The sequence below is a fragment of the Lepagella muris genome, assembly GCF_004793975.1.
Classification (GTDB): Bacteria; Bacteroidota; Bacteroidia; order Bacteroidales; family Muribaculaceae; genus Lepagella; species Lepagella muris.
This window is the reverse complement of sequence record NZ_SRYB01000020.1, coordinates 62,254-82,638: the sequence shown is the minus strand read 5'-3', so window position 1 is coordinate 82,638 and position 20,385 is coordinate 62,254. Positions and strand designations below refer to the sequence as shown.

Here is a 20,385-nt window from a genome sequence, read left to right as displayed (position 1 = left end):
GCGAATGACGGATATTATCCCATTTTGCAATAATCAGGATTTCCTATTGGTCATGTTTCAGATGCAGAAGGAATGGAGAGCCGAGTTTCTCCAGATATTCCCAATCACATTGACCGGCATTACAGTCTAACCCGACATATTGTAGGGTCTGGATGGCGGAGAGTAGGTTCGGATACATAGGAGAAGACTCCAGGAATATCCTGAGACCGTTCTTGTCAACACCTTTCAGAAATAGGCTGCTATATTTGATCAATATTTGAGACAGCATGAGATTAGCTTATGGGTTTATATACTATGGGAATTCAATTATTCTGGAATTTACAGACGACCTATCAGATAGAAATCATCTGCCGTGATTCTTATTTGATAGTTGTCGGGATATGTGAAAATAAAATCTGTGAATTCTTTGGGAGAGGAGCTTGACATAATGCATATCTCACCGGTATTATCCCATATCTCGTAAGTGTTAATCTCTTCCGGTTGTATCCCTGACACAGTACCATCCCTATTGATGACGCAGATTATAGGATGGGCAATTGATCTGCGACCATCACGGTCAATCTTATAGGACTCTACCTTTTGCATAGGTACGTTATAGGTATCCTGATTCTCTGCTATTGCTGATTTGGAAAACAGGGTTGAAATCATCAAGGTGATGATGAATGTTAATGTGGAAACTTTTTTCATGTGTTATTTCGATTTAGTTTCCGCAAAATTATGAATATTATTAAGGAAAGTACAAAAAAACGATGACGGAAAAATGACGGAAAAATGACGGAAAAATGACGGGTACACACCCGTCATTTTTTTTATAAGAGGTTAAATTGCTTATAATAAGCGGATTATTGCGTCAATGACTTTGACTCCCATTTTTTTGCCGAGAACCTTCATGCAGAGTGATTCTCTTCTGGAAACAATCGTTCCGTTGCTTTTCCCAAATATAATTGCCATCTGAGAGGGTCTCACGCCACACTTTATAAGAAGGGCTGTCTGTAGCTCTATCGTGGTCAGGTTCCCTAAAGTAAGCAGGTTGAGGTTGGAGATGAATTTTGGCGAACAGGTCAGTACCGTTTCCTCAAGCTCTTTCCAGATTGGGTCATTATCCTTTATGATTTTTCCATCGGTTATCAACGTCTGAAGCTTCCGATAAACTTCAGATTGAAGAATCTCAAGAGGGATTTCTTTATTCTCGTCAACATTCTCGTATAAAGAGAGAAGTTCATCTTTCAGTTGTTGGCGAAGTTTAATCTCCCTCTCTTTAAAATTCTGTAATGATGAGGGCACATCGGAAACGTCAGATTCTGATGTCTCGTTTGCTTTTAATGCCTCGTTCAGTTCATCTTTCAGTTCCTCTATATTCTTTAGGGCATCCTGAAATTTGATGATATTTGACTTATTCCTGTTCTTGAAATAAAGGATACCGATAATAAGTGAGGCAGAGACCACCAACACAGCCACCAATACCCACATCAACACTATATAGGCATTCTCCGCCCTCTCCTTATCCCGATCATGCATCTGATAATTATACTGTGTCTGCTGCGTAATTGCCAATTGTATCTCATTCTCATCATAGAAATTCTCAAGCCGATTCCGATACTCTTCCAGATACTTATATATGGAGTCAAGGGATATGATATTTTTTAATTTTGGGGAGAGCAGGACCTGATACCCTATCTCTCTCGGAGCGGAATCGGGACTGTTGACTATCTCATGAGCATACAGATATGCAGTGTCAACTATACCTGCTTTAAGGTATATGTCGGATGCGTAGGCGAGAGCATCGTTACGTATTGTTGATTTCACTTTGTCAGGAATATCCCTTATTAATGACAGGGCTGAGTCATTTTGTCCGGACTTGGCTTTTATTACTGCCAGATACATCAATGATTTTGCAGAATGAAATGGCGGTTGATTGTAGCTGAGTTGCAATGCCTCTTTAAAATATTGTTCTGCCAAGTTATAGTTCTTTGCCAAAAAGCATGTCCCGCCAAGGAGTTGCAGATCGTATATTATATTGACGGTATCCTTTTGCAGTCTGCTTATTTGTAAGGAGCTCTCAATATGGGGTATCGCCTCGTTATAAAGGCGCATAGATGTGAGCAGGCGTCCGTATTGGCTATGTATATTGGCCTTCATGAAATCGTTGGATGGGTCTGGTGAGAGATTCTCCAGGGCTTTTTGGAAGTAGCTTAATGCCGTCGGATAATCCCCCAAGTCGCTGTAGACTCTCCCTCCATAGTATAATGCCTCGGCATAACGGCCGTTGCTGCGGTGATTGGATTCAAAATCAATCACTTTCAGGATAAGACTGTCAGACGTGTGTGTCATGTATGCCTTATCCGCAATCTTTACGGAAAGGAAGTCATGATAATGCTTGTCGGAGGCTGACAGCTTATCATAATCAATGGCATACAATGAATCCAATGCCTCGGAAGGGGAGATGGATGATAAATTCTCCAGTCTTGCCAGAGAGGAATCGTAATTGGAATTATTGCAGCATGAGAATATCATGCAGATGATCAATGATTGCAGTATGCGGATGCTTTTTGACATGTCAAGAATTACTATGGTGGGTTTTAATCTTAATTTTTCAAGATTTCACTTGACAAAGATATAATAAAAAATCCAAATATATATCAAATTGGAATAAAATATATATCAAAATAGAACACGGAGCCCGTATGGTAATTTCCATACAGACTCCGTGCTATTGTAGGTTTTGATTGAGGGTTATTGCGGTGTGGTGGGCATTATTGTGCCGTCGGGGTTGAATATCAGGCGGTCGATGCATACCTCGCGGTGTGTGCCCGGTGAGTATTTGCCCTCTTTATATGCAGGGTTGATGCGGTGGTAGACAGTGATCCAGTCATCGGTGCCGGGGATGTTGAGGGCAGAGTTATGGGCGGTGCCGATGCGTTTCCCTATCTGGGAGAGAATCACGGGATTCTCTGCCACGGTTATCTTACCGAGAGGAGAGTCGGAGGTGCCGTATGCCACATGATAGTTGGGTGAACCGGTATCATCTACCGACCACATGAAATAGTACGTGCCATTGCGATAGATCACGTATGGAGCCTCGCGGAAGTTGTAGTCGGCGAGTGTGCCCCCCTCGGGTGTCATCACGGTGATAGTCTCCGGCTTGATTGAGAGCATATCGTCGTTCAGCTCGGCACCTGCCATGTAGCCATTGCCCCAATAGAGATATGATTTCCCACTTGCGGGGTCGGTGAACACGTCTACATCAATCTGCTGACCATGACCGACAGGCGACTCTGTGATTATCGGCTTGTCGAGAGCCTTGAACGGACCTGTCGGGTTGTCGGCAACAGCCACGCCTATCTGCTTGCCATTGTCGGTGACAGGATTTGCACTGAAATAGAGGAAATACTTGTAATCACCGTTGATTTTCTTCTCCTCTATAGCGGGAGCCCATGCGTTGCCGTTAGCCCATGGCACCTGATCCGTTGCAGTGTCGAGAGTGACGCCCTCATACTGCCAGTCCTTCAGGTCGGGCGAAGAGTAGCAGGTATAGTAGGAGCCGCCCCAACCGGGATAACCGTCGGTGGTGGAGTAGATGTAATATTTGCCGGTCTTTTCCGAATACATTATCTCCGGGTCGGCATGGAATTGCGGCAGCACCGGATTGGATGCCCCCTTTAGATAGGAGGGGAATGCCTTTGTCAGACGGTCATACTCCTCATCCGTGATCTGCATCACGCTTCCGTGGCGCGGATGGAAGTCCATTGATACGGATGAGTCGATCACCTTGAAGTTGTCGAGGTCAGTAGACTCGGTAAACTGATATTTACCATCCATATACACGTCATACATCAGTATGTATTTGTCGGAGTCAATGAGCTTAAACACGCCGGCACCCTCGACAGCCTTATCCGTCTGCTGCTTATAGTCGTCATATTCAGTCCATTTTCCGGAGGTCAGTTTGTTGGTGGTGGCCTTCTTTATGCCGTTGCCGTGACCTTCGGTCTTGTAGAACATGTGGTAGGCACCATCCTTATACACAATGTCGCCATCGATACACGATTTCTTATTCTTAGGTATGAAGAGTGGTTTCGGTTTGCCGATGAAATCCGTGAAGTCGTCATTGGTGTAGGCGTAGTAGATTATATCCGGACCGTCGCCATGCTGCATCGACCAATACACCATATATTTCCCGGCATCATGGTCATATATTGTCTGTGGAGCCCATACTCTCTTCAGTTTCTCATGACCTTTGTATCTTTTCTGGATATTTATGACAGAGGGGGTCCAGTTTACGAGGTCGTCCGATTTCAATAGGGTCAGACCACGGTTTGAGTCCCAACCGTTGGCACATACCATGTCGGTCACGACCATATAGAAATGCTTCCCATCCTCGGAGCGTATGATGTGCGGGTCTCTCACGCCGCCGGTCTCGCTGATAAGACGTGAGTCGATTATCGGGGCGTTGTCGTTGAGGGCAGTGAAGTTCACTCCATCGCGGCTGACAGCGAACTTGATTGATTCATCTCTCTTATCATTACCGGTGAAATAGGCAAAGAGATAAGCGTTCATTGGGGATTGCTGTGCCAGGGCAGGCATTGCGAGGGCTGCAAGGCATGATGCCGCAATAAAATTTCTGAAAATGTTTCGGTCTTTCATTATGAATTTTAAAGTCGTTGTTGGTTTAGTTACAAATTTTAGAGAGGCTGATGCCACTTCTTTGGCAAAGATAATTCAAAATTCTAATACTGACGTGCGATAATCATTCAAATAGGATAAGAAATAGATTGAATGATGAAAAAATGCACATTATCGCAATGAAAATTACCCCTAAGTTGTTTTTAGGTGTTGTTTTCGGGTGCTATTTCAGGGATCACTAAAAATAGAAAAGGCACCTTGCAGAATCGATTCCGCAAGGTGCCCTTCACATCAAAAAAATGTCACATTAATTCAAAACGTATTGCGACACCACCTTTTGGCAGTAGGTCGAAAGATAGATTATCGGTAGACACAACTGTGCGTTCTTGACAGCCGACGTGAGTGGCTGTTTTTACGCTCATGTCATCGGTATATATATATGCCTTGTATCTTTTTCCGGGGGTAAGGAATGTGAGAGGTATTGTCTGTGTCGACGCCTCATTGTTGGTCATAGCGGCAGCAAACCATACGTCACCTTTCCGCCGCGCCATTACGATTGACTCCCCCGGATATCCGGATATGACCTTTGAGTCGTCGAATGTGGTGGCGAGATTTTCAAACCAGCTGATCTCTTTCTCTCTGTGATAGCGTGACGGATCGTCATACCAGAATATTGTCTGGAGCGGGGAGTAGAACACTAAGGATGCCGCCAATTGGTGGGCATGGGTGTTTTTCAGACGCTTATCGAAGTAGCAGATAGTGTAGTCGGCGGCACCGTTTATCATACGGGTGAACGGAAGAGTCACATTATGAGTGGCGTCGGGCCATTCCTCATTGCCGCAGATGCCTTCCTGAGTGAGCAGGTTGGGATATGTGCGGGAGAAGCCTGACGGACGGAATTCATCATGAATGTTCATCATAAGCCCGTTTGCGGCAGCTTTCCTCACCATATCGTGCAGCCAAGTGGTCCATCTGTGGGAGGCATATTGCACGAATCCGGATTTTACGCCCACGACGCCCCATTGCTTCAGCAGGGGGAAAAGCTCATCCATCTGTTTCTGCAAAGCGTGTTGGTTGACGTAGAGCCATACACCGACACCCTTCTGCTTGCCATACTCAATGACGCGGTGGAGGTCAAGTTTATCAACAATCTTTGTTGCATCGCCGTCATGACTGGTGCAGGGCATATACCATTGCCAGTCGTAGAGCATGTACGGGATATTGTGTTCGGCACAGAAGTCAATGGTCTGTATTCCGAGCTGAGTGTCGATGCGTGGGGTACGCATTATCTTACCCGGTTTTATGAAATCGGTATCGTTGATTTCGCAAGGAGGGTTCAGATTTAGCACTATGTCGTTGTTCTCAATCAATTCTCCCGGAGAGTCGGCGATCATTATTATTTTCCATGGAGTGGCGTAGTACGTCACAATATCCACTGGAGAATACATCACGGAGCGTAAGGTGGATTGGCTATTAGGATCAGCCACGTATTTTGTGAGACACCAATCGTCGACATCTGCATCCAATAGAGCCACCCAGGATCTGTTGTCGGGGAGTTGGAGTGTGAGCGCACGTTCCACGGGACGGGTTATCGAGTCGACAGGTCCTACATCAAAAGTGGCTTGTGCCCATTGTTCGCTCCAAGCCTTCGTGCCGACAGGGAATGAATACGAAGTTAGGTCGTCGTTCACCTTGTGGAATATAGCGTCGGGGTGTTCCGGGAAGAAATACCGGAATGCTATCCCTTCATCGTAAGCACGCACCTGCACGTCAAGACGATATTTGGATTTGTCGTGACGGCTCATGTGGAGTGTCGCGGAATTATATCTGTCGCTCACTGTGGATCTCTCCCCATATAGAGGATGCCATACGGTATCGACGGGAGTATGATACGTGATGGAATCCACTTCAAGCAGATCCATCCATGAGTCAGTTTGCTTCAGATCCCGTTTGCCGAGAGCCATCTCCCATACACGGTTATCTACATTGAGTCCGGCACGGGAGGGGAGTATCACAGGAGTGTCATTGCGGTTGACTGAATAAGTCAGATCCTTGCCATCCTTGGAGAACGTCACGGTATTGTTGCCGGATGGGGAATATAGCCTCAAAGTCTGTCCGGATGCGATGATCGGTAAAGTCAGCATAGCTGAGATCAGAGTCCTTTTCATAATCGTTTTCAAGAGTGGTTATTCGTTAAGATTCCAATAAACAACATACCTTTGGTCATGCATGTCATAAAAAGGTAGGAGAGAGTCACCTTCTTTCGACACGAATTTAAGAGAAGAGCCTTGTCGCACCAATTGCGGCATCTCTCCGGAAATCCGGAGAGATGATTTAAGGCCATCGGGGATTTTATAGTCGTATGTATAGTAGTCGTTATAGAGGGATGGATTTGAAGTGGGCGCAGGGGATTCAATGCCGTCAGTTCCGAGTTCTCCTGCAAGTAATACTGGACCATAAAATATGGCTCCGAGAGAATCGTTGCCTTTCACGCGTTCCACATGAAGAGACATCGGGAGTGTCAACTCCACTTTATCTCCGGATTTCCAGATGCGGTCAAGGATAATGTAATCTCCGGAAGATATCTTTACTTTTTTTCCATTGACTTTTACAATGGGTTTGTCTGCCCATGACGGTCTGCGCAGCTTGATTGACGTTCTTATGGAAGAATCAGCGGAGACAGTGAATTCTACAATCTCCGATTCAGGAAAGGAACTATTCTGTCTCAACGTTATGCCTTTGTCTGACCAATTGACAGTTGATGGGATAAATAGGTTGACATATAAAGAATTATCGTCATGAAAGTAGATACTCTCTGTATATTTTGCGTGATTTTCAAATCCACTTCCTACGCAACACCAGAATGAATTTTCCGGAGTGCTGTAGACTTTGAAACATCCTGTCTGTAAGGGTAGGAAATAATGCACCATACCGGTTTCCGGATTTTGCTGTCCTAAGATATGGTTATACAATGCACGTTCGTAATAATCAGCTATTTTCCCGGAAGGTGAGTTGCAGAAGAGATGTCGAGAAAGTTTCAACATATTATACGTGCAACAGGTCTCTCCGGTGTAGCCGGATATGTGCTTTGCCATGTCTGTGGGATTGAAATAATGTTCCTTATCGCTTAAGCACCCGGGCGCAAAGACATGGTTATCAATCATTGTGTCCCAAAAGAATCTGCTGAGATCCAAGCTTGTTTCGTCCCCGAGGAGCTCGTAACGGCGCATTTCTGCGATAACCTTTGGAATGAACGTATTGGTATGAGCTGTGCCGAGATCTGATTTTTTTTCTTTAAGAGGATCAATCACGTCGTTATGATAGAAAAATTCAGCAGCTTTCAGATGATTGGAATCTCCGGTCATAGAAAAAAGGTTGTACAAGGCTTCATTTATGCCACCGAATTCATTACGTATCATCTTGCGACGTGTTTCCTCAGAAAGAGGGGATATTTTGTTCCACGCCCAGTCTCCCATACGTTTTGCAACCTCAAGTGCTTGATGATTATCGGTGTATAGATACTGGTCAATAAGACCTGAAAGAATTTTGTGGAGAGTGTACCATGGTGCCCACACTGAATTTCCTTTAATGTTGCGGTTGATGAGTTCTTCCGGATAGGCACTCAGATAGCCGTTGCCGTATGCCGCCTGCACTTCTGCAAGAGCAGACACGATGCTATCACCCTTGGCTTTCAAGAGAGGGGATTGAGTAGAGGCATACATTAGAGCGAGGGCAGACAAGAGATGCCCGGTGGTATGTCCGCGCAAATCGCAATCAAGTGATTCCCAGCCTCCGAGTTTGCTGACTGTCATATAGCCTCCTTCACGGGAAGCGAATATACCTGACGAATTCCGGAAAGAATGGACGAGACGATTCACATCGATTGACACCATCCATGCAGAATCGCGCTCCATATTCTGACGAAAACGAGAAGGGAGCAATCTCACATCTTTCAAATCAAAGGATTTTACAGCCGGAGTAGCTACGTCTGTCACGGCAAACTTCCCTTCAAATTGTCCGGGATATACTGACTGTGCTCCAATAGAGAGGGTAACGCTCAGCGAAAACACGAGTGCCGAAATTAGTTGTTTTGACATGATATAGTTGTTTTTAAGCTATTTTGTGATGTAGAATGTCTGTTCTACCGGTTCTGCTGTGTTTACCTCTCCGGTTTTGCCATATTGCCAGGCAACGACAACCACTTTTACCGGGAACTTGGAACGAGGTGGAATGCCGGTAATGATGAGATTGTTGCCTTCAACCACCGCCGGTCCCTCTTTCACGAAGTAGCTGACGGGAAGATTCCGGTCTGTGGTGGCATTGAGTGCGATAGATTCTGTCCCTTCCGGCACATCATCGATAGAGGGGAAGAAAATTGTCTGGCGTTTGCCATTCTCATGCCGTCCCGGTAATTTTATCTCTATCTGTTGCACAGATTCCTTATAAATTCTGTTGCCGGGGGCTTCGGCACATAGCACCATATCCCAGGATCGTTTCGGATTGTTGATTCCGATGCGATAGAAATCAACCCGGAATGTTGAATCATTGATGACTTTGACGGGGCCGCAGATTCGTTTTATGCTTGGTTTTATGTCAGGATGGTTATCAGAGAGATTGTTGTGAGTGCTGTCAGTGAATTGAACATTCAGATGATATGTTATTCCATCTGCTTCGGGAGAAAATACAGCGCGTGTCTTGATATGCTGATTATCATCATAATTGAGAAGTTTCCCATTTTGCCGGAAGTTCAAATATGTAGGTTGCTTATGGCGTGTGGCTGTGTACCGTTGTTCAGCGAGTTTTGCCATTTCTTTATCGAAATACCAGAATGCCTCATGCGGATTCCCTTTATATTTATTTACGGGAGCTGCAGCTGCACGTTTTTTGTCGGAGGGTCGCCACCATTGTGCCAGCCATCCATCTTCAGGTTTTATCTTTTCTAAATCGGGACGTGTTTCCAAAGTTTTTCTTATAAAGAGAGCGATGTAATCGGCCGTTTGTTCCGACACATCGAAATGTCCACGTCCTGCATCTCCAAGAAATGAGATGCAGCTTCCCGGATATTTCATTTTGAATGCCAATGCCGGAAGCACTCTGGCATCCCACCATTCATATTCCCCTACAATCATTATAGAGGGTATGCCGTCGATATTGCGGGTGCGTCCCCATTCAAGATTCTCGCGTCCGTATCCACAAAGATTTGTACGTGGTGCATCTCCATGAAACGATATTATACATAAGGTTCTGTTCGGATTCCATGCGGCGAAATTCCATGGCATGGTTGCTTGTGCCGAATGACCGAACGGTATAAGAGGGGATGTCGCTATCTCATCATATCCCGACACTTCTGCGAGCGCACGAAGTGTATTGTCGAAAGATTGCTGTACTCCTGTTTTCACATCCCATTGCTGTTCAAGCATCGGAGCAAACCAGATAAGGGCAATCCCCATTTCTGAGAGATGCTTTCTGAAAGAAGGAAGCTCAAAAAGTGTTTCCTCATCCATATTCTGATTGGCAAACATGACAGCGTTCACCTTTTGGCAATTCTCCGGAATCCAAAGAAAAGCATCTGGCGACGTGCCTGTTTCGCCGGAAATCCAATCGGATACTGACACACGCCATTGCCATTGTGCATCAATCAGAGGGGCAAATAGCGTGATGAGAGTGAAGAACAGGAGCAAGCGTTTCATTGATGCAAGCGTCCGTTGGTGTTTATGCATACGTTTTTTTCCCACCTTGGAGTTGCTAATTTCTTATAAATTAAATTTCGGATTGATTATTTTTGAGACGATTAAGCGCCTCGTAGTAGTAATAGTCGGCGTAGACGATGCTGTAGTCGATTTCGCTTGCAGCCGGACGATGACCCGTGGAGTGAAGAAGGAATGCCGGAGATGATGCTGACCAGTATCTTTCAGATGAAAGTTCGGTCAGCATCTCCTTCGCCGCCGTGTCGTAGATTGACGCATTCGCCTCATCCACATAGTTCTCAAGTTCGAGAAGTGCGGACGCCACGACGCAAGCGGCGGAGGCATCCCGGCTACATTCAGGTATTGTGGGATCGTTGAAATCCCAATATGGTATCTTGTCGGCAGGCAGATTCTTCAGATACACGTCGGTCACTTTCTGCGCGAAATCAAGGTATTTCTTATCATGAGTCTCACGGTATACCATGGTGTAGCCGTAGATCGCCCAAGCCTGACCGCGTGCCCACATGGAATTGTCGGCATACCCCTGATGAGTGCATGCCTTTATGAAGTTGCCGGTATTCTTGTCATAGACAGCCACGTGATAGCTTGTGCCGTCAGGTCGGAAATTATATCTCATTGTGGTGTCGGCATGACTTACGGCGATATCATACAGCCGTCGGTCGCCCCCATTCTTCGCCGCCCAGAAGAGCAACTCAAGATTAATCATGTTGTCCATGATGGTGTTATGCCCGCCGAGCATCTTCTCATTGCGGGGCCATGAGCAGATTGTGCCCGCCTTCGGATTAAACAGGGTGGCGAGCGAGTCGGCTGCATTGAGCATGATCTCCCTATATTCCGGATTCTTGGTGAGCCGGTAGCCATTGCCATAGCTGTACAGCACAAGGAACCCCAGGTCATGGTCAAAGACTGGAGCCTTTACGATCTCCCCTATGCTGCGTGTATATCGGTCGGCATGGCGTGCCACTTCCTCATCTCCGGATGCTTCGTAATCCAGCCATAGCACACCGGGCCAGAATCCGGAGCACCATTCTTCGGCAGTGACAGGGCGTTGATGCCAGATGGAGTCGCCGGGCGCGATGTTGCGGGGTGCCATGGAATAATCACACTCTCCGGTGGAATCGGAGAGTTGACGTAGTGCATGGGTCACTTTCTGATGACATTTCTCAATGCAGCTTTCTGTGGATAACTCGGAAGCCTGTGCTGTCCTGGCACAATTTGATAGCGACAGCACGCATGTGGAAGCTATAGCGATAGCCGTCAATGATCTGAAAAACATATTATGCATGATGAGATGATGCATGATGGGATAATGTATGGTTATGATGGGTTGCTTATTTTTTACGATTATTTACGATGAATGAATCCACATCGATCCATCCGCGTTCGGCAGATGCCGGAGCGATGCTGTAGATGCCGTATTTTGCACCGATCCATTTCCCTTCGCGTGCCTTGAATGACACATCGGTGTCATTGAATTTCTTTCCGTCAAGACTATATGCGAATCGGCAAATCCCGTCGGGGGCGACGTCAAGACGCAGCCAGATGTCACATTCGTAGTTGGGATACAGTCCTGCCTCGATAGCTTTGGCATCTGTAAGAGGGAGTTCCCTTACGATGGTCTCCTGACCGGAATTCTCCGCATCATGACATTCTATACATCTGATTATGAACTTATCCCCCTGTTTCTGTACTGCCACGCGAAAATAGTCGCGTCCCATTACCACGATTCCGGATTGCTGTCTGTCATCACGGGCTGTCACCTTCACCTTGGCAGTTGCAGAGAAGCCGGGACTGTGGAATTTTTGAAGGAAAAGGTTAGGCACATTCCAGAGATTAGGTATTGAATCGGTGAGGAAACCGTAGACTCTCATCTTCCCTTCGGTGAGCGGCATGCCGAACTCCGGGGAATAATTGCCGTGCCATTGCCATTGCAGACCGATGATGCCGTTGTCGAAATTGTCGGATGTGGCGATATTATGTGATTTGACAGCCTTCTGCGGCATCGTTGCCCGAGAGACAGGCTCACCGTTGTTGCCCATGACGGGCCATCCGTCAACCCATTTCACCGGATTGAGATGCAATATGCGTCCCCACGGCTGACTCTCCTGAAAATGTATGAACCACGGCTCTTTTGAGGGCGTCTCAATCAATGCGCCCTGATGAGGACCGTTTATGGCGGAGTTGCCTTGTTGCAACACAATCTTTGATTCGTATGGACCCCATACATCGTTTGACCGCAATGCGAGTTGCCATCCCTTGTCAACACCTCCGGCGGGGCACAGGATGTAATACCTGCCGTCGTGTTTGTAAAGTTTAGGACCCTCACACGTGTGATTACCTCCGGCATTGCCGTCGAACACAATCTTGGGATTACCGATAAGGGCTGTACCGTCGGGCTTCATCTCCCATAGAGAAATCACGCTGTTGAATTTGCTTCGGCTTGCCGCCCATGCAAATGCGAGATAAGCTTTTCCATTATCGTCCCAGAGTGGGGTGGGGTCAATCATCCCTTTCCCCTCTTTCACCAATATCGGTTCTGTCCATTCTCCGCGCGGGTCGGAGGCTGACACCATGAATATTCCGAAATCGGGATCACCCCAATAGATATAGTATTTCCCATTGTGATGACGTATAGAAGGAGCCCACACCCCTTTGCCGTGGCGTGGAGTCTCATTATAGAAATCAACCGGAGGCACCTGCTTCAATGCATGGTTGACAATCTCCCAGTTCACCATATCTTCGGAGAAAAGTATGGGGAGTCCCGGTGCGCAGTGGAAACTTGAGGCGGTCATGTAATATCCCTTACCATCAGGCGATGCTATTGCATCAGGATCGCTGTAGTCGGAATACACCACCGGGTTTGTGAAGTAATCAATTTCTGCTGCCGAGGCATTGCCGGAGGGAATCCCCGACAGCAGAAATACAAAACCTAATGCAAATTTAATACCTGAATGCAGATTTATACCTGTAGTCATGAACCCGGAGGGATTCATGAAAAAACGCATGAAAAAGATCAATTTATTTGGGAAATATAGTTTCATGTGGAATGTATTATTGATTTGTCGGTCAATGCGCAATTGGTGAGCACTGACGCAAAATTAATGTATATAAATATAATTTGCAGTATCAGACGTATGTAAAGAGTCAAAACAAATTACTATATACAATAATTATAATTAATATGTTGGTAATTAAAATTATAATTAAGTTTTCGAGAGGGGGGTATATAATAATTTGAGACTACGACGGGATACTTCCTCAACGGTATAAGTGGAACATACGGCGATATCCGTTATCTTTTTGTCCGCAAGAGATAGACGCCGTCATGATATGATACGTCGGTCGTATTGCCGTTGACAGATATTCTTGCCGGTCTTTTCTCCGGAGAATATGTGGCTCTTATGCGGGGCTGACCGTTGATTGATATTTCTGTTGTGTTGTCCGACTTCACGGAGAGGAAATTCAGTTTCGACAGGGAAGAGAATATGCTTCTCCCGTTTTTGCGCAGGGCACTGCCGTATGCAATGAATTGCTTGTCGGGACTATCCACGAATATGTAGGCGTCGGTGTCATATCCGTCGGCATTTATCCAGGAATTTAGGTGCATGAGTCTTCCGTCGGCAAGTTCGTTGATGTAGACTTTTGTTGTCTTGCCGATGGTGTCGGTTATCTCAAGCCCGATCCAGTTCTTCCCCTGAATACGCTTGATCGTGGGTAGAGTAGACTGTTGCGGTGAATCCTTCAGGATGATGGCGGTTACGCCTTTTATCCGGTCGGTCTTTGCAGGCAATTTGAGAGAATAGTATTCTTCGGTGCCCTTCAGATCCTCAGTCGGACCCTGCATCACATCCCAATACAACATCTCCGGATAGTCATGCACAAAGTTGCTTGGCGCAAGGGGCTGGGGGTATAGCGGACGAATGACCGCCGCCGACTTCCCTTTTGAAATCACGAGGTCTCCACCAACTTTCCTGACGTCTCCTCCAGGATGCCATAGCCATTCAAAACTCCCGGTCTCATGGCTTTTCAGATCATCAATAATCAGTATCACGTTGTCAATCCAGAGATAATGCCGCTGGTTGCGTGCGAAATTATCCGATGTCGGACCGGTTGCATCCGCCATTACGTATTTCAGACCGTTGCCGGAGGTTAGTCCGCCGACGTAACCCGGAAGCATTGTGCCGTGATACTGTTGATATGCCGACTGCCCTTTGCCGTTGAACTTTACGATATTATGGGCGTCAGACTGGAAGAAATAGTTGCGATATTCGGGTCGGCCGTAACTACAGTTTCCTGCATCCTTTATGATGTCTTCTCCATTGTGGAAAAGTATTATCGAGCCGGCATCGGCATGAGCGTGGTTCCATGTCATGCCGCTTTTCACGGCAAGCATGGTCGCATCAGGCATATAGCTGTCGCGCATTGTCGCCCATCCGAAATCTTCCCACACCCGGTCAAGGTCGGAGGAGGGTAGGGCGGGGGCATCCTTCAGGTCGGGAGTGTAAAGAAAACCCATTGGGAATGAGCGAGGGAATCCCTCACGATGCTGTTCCTCTGTGAGTTGATTGACATACCATTTCACGTCGGGATTCTTTTCCCCCATTGCGTAGGCGAGGAGCATGCTGCTTTCTCCGGTGACGTTCTTATGGCTGTCGCCGAAATTCAGGCTATAGAATATGCCTTCCTCCCTTGGGTAGCCCACCTGTATGAAAAAATCGGCAAGGCGCGACATCTGCGGAATCTCTTCCAGATCCTCACCGGGATGAGAGTTTAGCCATGCGAGACGAAGGAGAAGAGCTTCCGTTATGCCGAAACTCGCGTAGTTGACAGATTCATACATGCCCCCCTCACGGTCAAAAGTCTTGGGCTTATTCTGTATCCTGTCGCCGGCGAAATCAAACCATTCCGGTATTGCCTCTACCGCTTTCCTTGCGAGGATCTGCGCTTCCGGCACCTCATTGCTTATGGCAAGAGCGAGTAGCCCGCCCATGCCCACGCAGCTGCTCCACCAGTTATGCCCCATGGAATTGAGGGAGTGTATGCGGGTCGGCTCCGTCAGCCAGTCGCCGAGCAACGGCTCTATGGCAAGGCGGAACACCCCTTCTGCAATTTTCTTCCGTTGCTTCGGAGTGAGGTCGTTGTAGATTGCATCGTATGCCATTGCTATCTGAAACGACTTATGAGCCATCTGCAGTTCGCTACGCCATGCAGGATCGCGCATCATCATCTCCTTGTCTGCCCATGAATCTATTTCCGATATTGCATCGAGCATCGAGCGCAACTTCTCCATATATCTCTTGTCGGAGGTCAGGAGATATGCCAGCGCGAGATATTCCATCTTGTAATGGTCGTTCTTATCGAGCAGAGCATCGGCGCGTGCTATTATGGAGTCATACGCCTTGGCTTGTATGGAGTCTGCCTTCACTCTTGATTTTGCATCCTTCACTCTCTGCGATGTGAACAGCAAGGAGGGATGAGATATCTGCTTATCACGTGTGGCGGCACCGGCGGATAGGGAGCCGCCTATCGGGAGAATTGCGGAGGATAGCATCAATGCTGCCCCGATAATATATTTCCGTGCGGATGTCCGTATGAATCTGTTTTTGCGTATCATGAATTTTAAGATTATTAGATATGGCTTCATTTGCCGGATATTCCGCATCGTTCAATGTCGTGAGAAATATCCACATTGCAAAATTAGAAGATAATATGCATTTCACGGTATCACGCTATATTAAAATATTTAATAAAATTAATATGTATTGATTATCTTGTCAATAGATTGAGGTATAAATAAATATCCGATGCGTTGCGCACGCATCGGATAATAATTTGAGACTCATTACGACATTGATCACTCGCGCTGATTGCCATTGTTGTAAGAGTTTATGACTCTTCACGCAGATTCTTGAGATATTCTCCCGGAGTTATCCCCTCCGACTTCTTGAAAGCGCGGAAGAAAGTGGCACGGGAGTTGAACCCGGCTTTCTCTGCAAGTGCCGTCAATGAATATATGTGCTTCTTGTCGGCTTTCGCGAGATATTTGAATTCCTCCACCCTGAAGGCATATATGAAGTCGTAGTAGGTGGTGTTGAGGTGTTGGCTGAGAAGATAGCTTATCTTATGGCTCGACACACCAAGTTTTGCGGCTATATCCGCCACTTTCAGATCCGGATTAGTATAAATCTTAGTCTCTTTGAGCAGAGAGTTCATACGTCGTGTGAGCTGATTACATTCCTTTTCCGAGATATAGTTTGCCGCATATTTCTTCTTCACATCCGGTGATGCTGTCTCTTTATCATTGTTTTCGGCAGGCTTCTCCGTGGAGGAAGAGGTGGAGGTTGTCTCCACCATTGGCTCAACGGCAACGGGAGGCGTGGTCTCTGCCGATTGCAATTCTGTGTGATTGCTGCCATTATGGCGTCTTTTCATGAATCGGAGAATCAGCACGAGCGCGAAGATTGCCACTAATGTCACAAAAAAGAGAAGCCATAGCGGCACCTTACCGTCGCTTTTGTTGTTTACGGCGATTATGCTTTCTGTGGTAGGATTACCGGTCTGGCGTATTCTGATGATGTTTTCACCATTTTTCAGATTGGTCATAAGCATTGACATATCCGCATCCAGCTTGTTCCAGCTTTTACCATTGTCGTAGGAGTATTGGTAGCGGTTGGGATTATGTTCCACAAAAGCAAAATCGGAGAAATATATCTTTATATGACTCTCATACTTGGGAAGATCAATCACGAATCTATCCTTGTCGTCATACTTTCGGGGCACTTTTGTCCTTCCGTCAGCGGTCTCTATAATCACCGGATATGCCTTTCTGTGTCCCATCCGGGTCTCTCCGGGGGTCTTGATGTTGGCATATAGCAATCCTTCCGTATTGCATAGCAGCAGGTCGCCGGATTGGGTGATGATTGGTCGTCCGGGATTGAAGTTCGGATTTTCCACACCTTCCGTGTCGTCGTAGAGTGACAGGATCTGCGCTTCCGGGCCATATCTCCATAACCCGTTTATAGACGTGATCCATGCGTATCCGTTGGAATCCTGAGCCACGCCCCGTGCTTCATTGATTGCGCTGAGGTTGGCTTGATGTGCACTCTGCCTGAGATTCTCATCAAATACCATGATTTCTCCGGAATCGGTGATCATGATCAGATTCCGTGCGGTAGTCTCATACATCTGTCTCACATCTTTATTCTGCGGGAAATTCTTTGGCAAGCCGTTGCGGGTCAGTTTGCCCACATTCCTGTCGAAAAGGAATATCCCTTTAGATGTGCCGACCCAGGACCTTCCGCTTGAATCGAAAAATAGTTCAAAGATTGTAGCGTTAGTGACTTCTCCTGAAATCGTATTATCGGCTATCTTTTCAAACGTGTTGTCTTTCAGCATGAATATGCCGTCGGTAGCACACGCGAAAAGATTATTGCTGCGGTCGTGTCTTAAATTCGTTATTCCGGTAGGCATCTGGGAAGAGAAGGTGGCGTTACGTATCTTACCGGAGTCCGGATTGTAGATACTCAATCCCCCGCCCCAAGTGCCGATATATATTTCACCATTGTGGTATATGCTTGAGATCACCAGATTCGAGCCTAATACATCTTTGGAGAGATGATCGGATTTGCCGGTTGATTTGTCTACGATGAATGCACCGTCGCGGGTGCCGATTGTAATGTGGCGGGGGGAATCTGTCACACTTCTGACCGATCTCCCGTGGGAATTGAATCCGTCAGTGGAATAATAGTTGAAAAATTTGGAATTCAGTGGGGAGTAGGCGCCACCCATCTTGTAGTATCCGGCAAATAATTGTCCGTCATTGCTGACAAAGAGTGAATACAGCTGTTTGCATTCCACGTTATTCTTTGATCTGAGATTATAGCCGGATTCCTTGGTGAGTTTCTTTGAAGATGGATCAAGCCGTAGAATGCCGTCGCCGTTTGTAGCCACGAGTATTTCATTCTGAGGAGTGCGCACAATGCCTGTGATCAGTGAATTGCCTACAGGAATTGAGTCAATTGTGTTGGCAGTGGGGTTTACGGTGAAAATCATTCCTGATTTCTGGGAATATAGGAAAAGTTTGTCAGGAATATTTGCCATGAGATTTATTGGAATGTCGGTCAACCCGTTTATGCCCGTGTCAGACAGATTGTTCTTGTCGAGATATAGCAGACCGTTGTCAGTGCCGAGATATAGTTTCCCATTGACAGGCAGCATACAGTTTATCGTCTGATTCTTTCCGTTGACAATGGTTGCATCATTTAGCTGGGGATCTAAGATGAAAACACCCTTCTTCGAAGCCACACATATATTCCCGTTAGGCATTCGTGCCATTGCCAGCACTTCCGGTATCTTATCCGGAAAGATCCGTTTTGACTCTTCCTGAGATTCATCGCGGTATTTCAGGAACAACCCTTCATTCGAACCGATCAGAAATCTGCCTCCCGGCATCTCAATCAAGGATTTTATGTTTTTTGCAACAGCGTCCGTATCCTCTACCTTCACGAACATTGAATGTACGCCATCGAATGAAATCAATCCCTCCTCCGTACACATCCACAGAGTTCCGTCGGAAGTCATCGCAAAATTATTGACGGTGGAGTGTCGTATCTTATCTTCGCCGGGAATCGTTATCATAGAGTTCCCTTTTGATTGGCATAATGCGTTTATGGAGAATAGACACAAGATTGTTGTCAGGAAGAAGATGGTTTTAGATTGCATACACATGGTATTTCAAAATAGGTTGGATATCGCTATAGGTGACAATCTTTGAGTGTTCCATATAAGCCGATATCAAAGATTATTTATGTAAAGGTATAAAATATTTCTTAAAAAGAAATTCCAAGAATTGTCAATCTTAGTTATGGCGAGAAAAAAGTTTTTCAGGAGAAAGAAGTGCAATCGGTAATCATAATTATGGAATAGTATCAATAAATTAGAGTATCATAAAATTATATGTATTGTAAATCATGTCATTACGGAGTGCCGGAGTATCAGTATGAGATCGCATGAAATAATGGGAGGTAAATAATGAGACAGATGACGTGTCGGGAAGGTTTTTAAGGTGGGGTGTAAAAATATTTCAAATTGAGGAGAAAGCATACCGGATATTGCAATATTGGTAGGATGATATGGATAATTTCGTGAAAACTTCTTATATTTGTAACGTTGTCTGAGCATATATTTATTGCCAGATTGAGGCGTAGCCTTTTCAACGTAGCTCGTATTAAGATAAAATAAAAAGATAAAATCAACTATCATGAATCAATTTTCATTGGAAGGAAAGGTGGCACTCGTCACGGGTGCTGCTCATGGAATCGGTTTCGCCATGGCACAGGCTTTTGCAGAGGCTGGTGCGAGGGTAGTGTTCAACAGTTCAAGCCAACACAGCATGGAACTTGGTCTTGCTGCTTATAAGGCTCTTGGGATAGATGCCAAGGGCTACGTGTGTGACGTCACGGATGAGGCGGCAGTCAAGGATATGGTGGCTGATATCGAGGCGACAGTAGGCGTGATTGATATATTGGTCAACAATGCCGGAATAATCAAGCGCATACCTATGGAGGAGATGGCAGTGGAGGATTTCCGTCGCGTCATCGACGTTGACCTCGTGGCTCCCTATATATGTGCTAAGGCTGTCATCCCCGGAATGATACGCAAGGGGCATGGGAAGATCATTAATGTCTGCTCGATGATGAGTGAGCTTGGCAGGGAGACGGTCAGCGCGTATGCCGCTGCGAAGGGTGGTCTGAAGATGCTGACGCGCAACATCTGCTCGGAATATGGCGAGCATAATATCCAGTGCAACGGCATCGGTCCCGGCTATATAGCGACAGAACAGACAGCTCCGCTCCGAGAGCGTCAGGCTGACGGCAGTCGTCATCCGTTTGACCAGTTCATCATATCCAAGACACCGGCAGCACGCTGGGGCACCCCGGAGGATCTGATGGGTCCGGCAGTATTCTTGGCTTCAGATGCCTCGAATTTTGTAAATGGTCATGTGCTGTATGTGGATGGCGGCATATTGGCATATATCGGAAAACAGCCGAAATAACGT

12 protein-coding genes are annotated in these 20,385 nt (G+C 46.3%); 1 reads left to right on the top strand and 11 read right to left on the bottom strand.

The genetic code is table 11. From position 1 onward, the window contains the following. Positions 1 to 43: 43 nt before the first annotated feature. From E5331_RS13240 to E5331_RS13190, 11 genes are all read right to left on the bottom strand, one after another. Complete coding sequence (locus E5331_RS13240; RefSeq protein WP_136013259.1) at positions 44 to 268, bottom strand: hypothetical protein; 225 nt, start codon at positions 266 to 268, stop codon at positions 44 to 46. A gap of 50 nt (positions 269 to 318) precedes the next feature. Next, positions 319 to 687 carry a hypothetical protein gene (locus E5331_RS13235; protein WP_123483390.1) on the bottom strand — a complete coding sequence of 123 codons (369 nt, stop codon included), beginning with the start codon at positions 685 to 687 and terminating at the stop codon, positions 319 to 321. A gap of 141 nt (positions 688 to 828) precedes the next feature. Then, complete coding sequence (locus E5331_RS13230; RefSeq protein ID WP_123483389.1) at positions 829 to 2,556, bottom strand: tetratricopeptide repeat protein; 1,728 nt, start codon at positions 2,554 to 2,556, stop codon at positions 829 to 831. Between the two features lie 177 nt (positions 2,557 to 2,733). Beyond that, positions 2,734 to 4,581, bottom strand: coding sequence for a glycoside hydrolase family 43 protein (locus E5331_RS13225; RefSeq protein ID WP_420813809.1), 1,848 nt, complete (start codon positions 4,579 to 4,581; stop codon positions 2,734 to 2,736). Between the two features lie 341 nt (positions 4,582 to 4,922). Then, entirely contained in the window at positions 4,923 to 6,788 is a 1,866-nt protein-coding gene (locus E5331_RS13220; RefSeq protein WP_123483387.1) for a glycoside hydrolase family 97 protein, read from the bottom strand. An 18-nt stretch (positions 6,789 to 6,806) separates the two neighbouring features. After that, positions 6,807 to 8,717: a glycoside hydrolase family 127 protein gene (locus tag E5331_RS13215; RefSeq protein ID WP_123483386.1), complete on the bottom strand. Its 1,911-nt coding sequence runs from the start codon at positions 8,715 to 8,717 to the stop codon at positions 6,807 to 6,809. A gap of 18 nt (positions 8,718 to 8,735) precedes the next feature. After that, positions 8,736 to 10,340, bottom strand: a complete 1,605-nt coding sequence (locus tag E5331_RS13210) for a hypothetical protein (RefSeq protein WP_420813806.1) — start codon at positions 10,338 to 10,340, stop codon at positions 8,736 to 8,738. A 40-nt stretch (positions 10,341 to 10,380) separates the two neighbouring features. Then, complete coding sequence (locus E5331_RS13205) at positions 10,381 to 11,604, bottom strand: glycoside hydrolase family 88 protein (protein WP_123483407.1); 1,224 nt, start codon at positions 11,602 to 11,604, stop codon at positions 10,381 to 10,383. Positions 11,605 to 11,659: 55 nt separating this feature from the next. Continuing rightward, on the bottom strand, positions 11,660 to 13,321 hold the full coding sequence (locus E5331_RS13200) for a glycoside hydrolase family 43 protein (RefSeq protein WP_168355233.1): 1,662 nt from the start codon (positions 13,319 to 13,321) through the stop codon (positions 11,660 to 11,662). A 299-nt stretch (positions 13,322 to 13,620) separates the two neighbouring features. Further along, a complete protein-coding gene (locus tag E5331_RS13195; protein ID WP_123483406.1) occupies positions 13,621 to 15,879 on the bottom strand; it encodes a heparinase II/III domain-containing protein in 2,259 nt (752 codons plus the stop codon). A 335-nt stretch (positions 15,880 to 16,214) separates the two neighbouring features. Next, on the bottom strand, positions 16,215 to 18,965 hold the full coding sequence (locus E5331_RS13190) for a helix-turn-helix domain-containing protein (protein ID WP_168355232.1): 2,751 nt from the start codon (positions 18,963 to 18,965) through the stop codon (positions 16,215 to 16,217). Between the two features lie 622 nt (positions 18,966 to 19,587). Here E5331_RS13190 and E5331_RS13185 point away from each other — a divergent pair. Then, positions 19,588 to 20,382: a gluconate 5-dehydrogenase gene (locus E5331_RS13185; protein ID WP_123483382.1), complete on the top strand. Its 795-nt coding sequence runs from the start codon at positions 19,588 to 19,590 to the stop codon at positions 20,380 to 20,382. Positions 20,383 to 20,385: the final 3 nt, after the last annotated feature.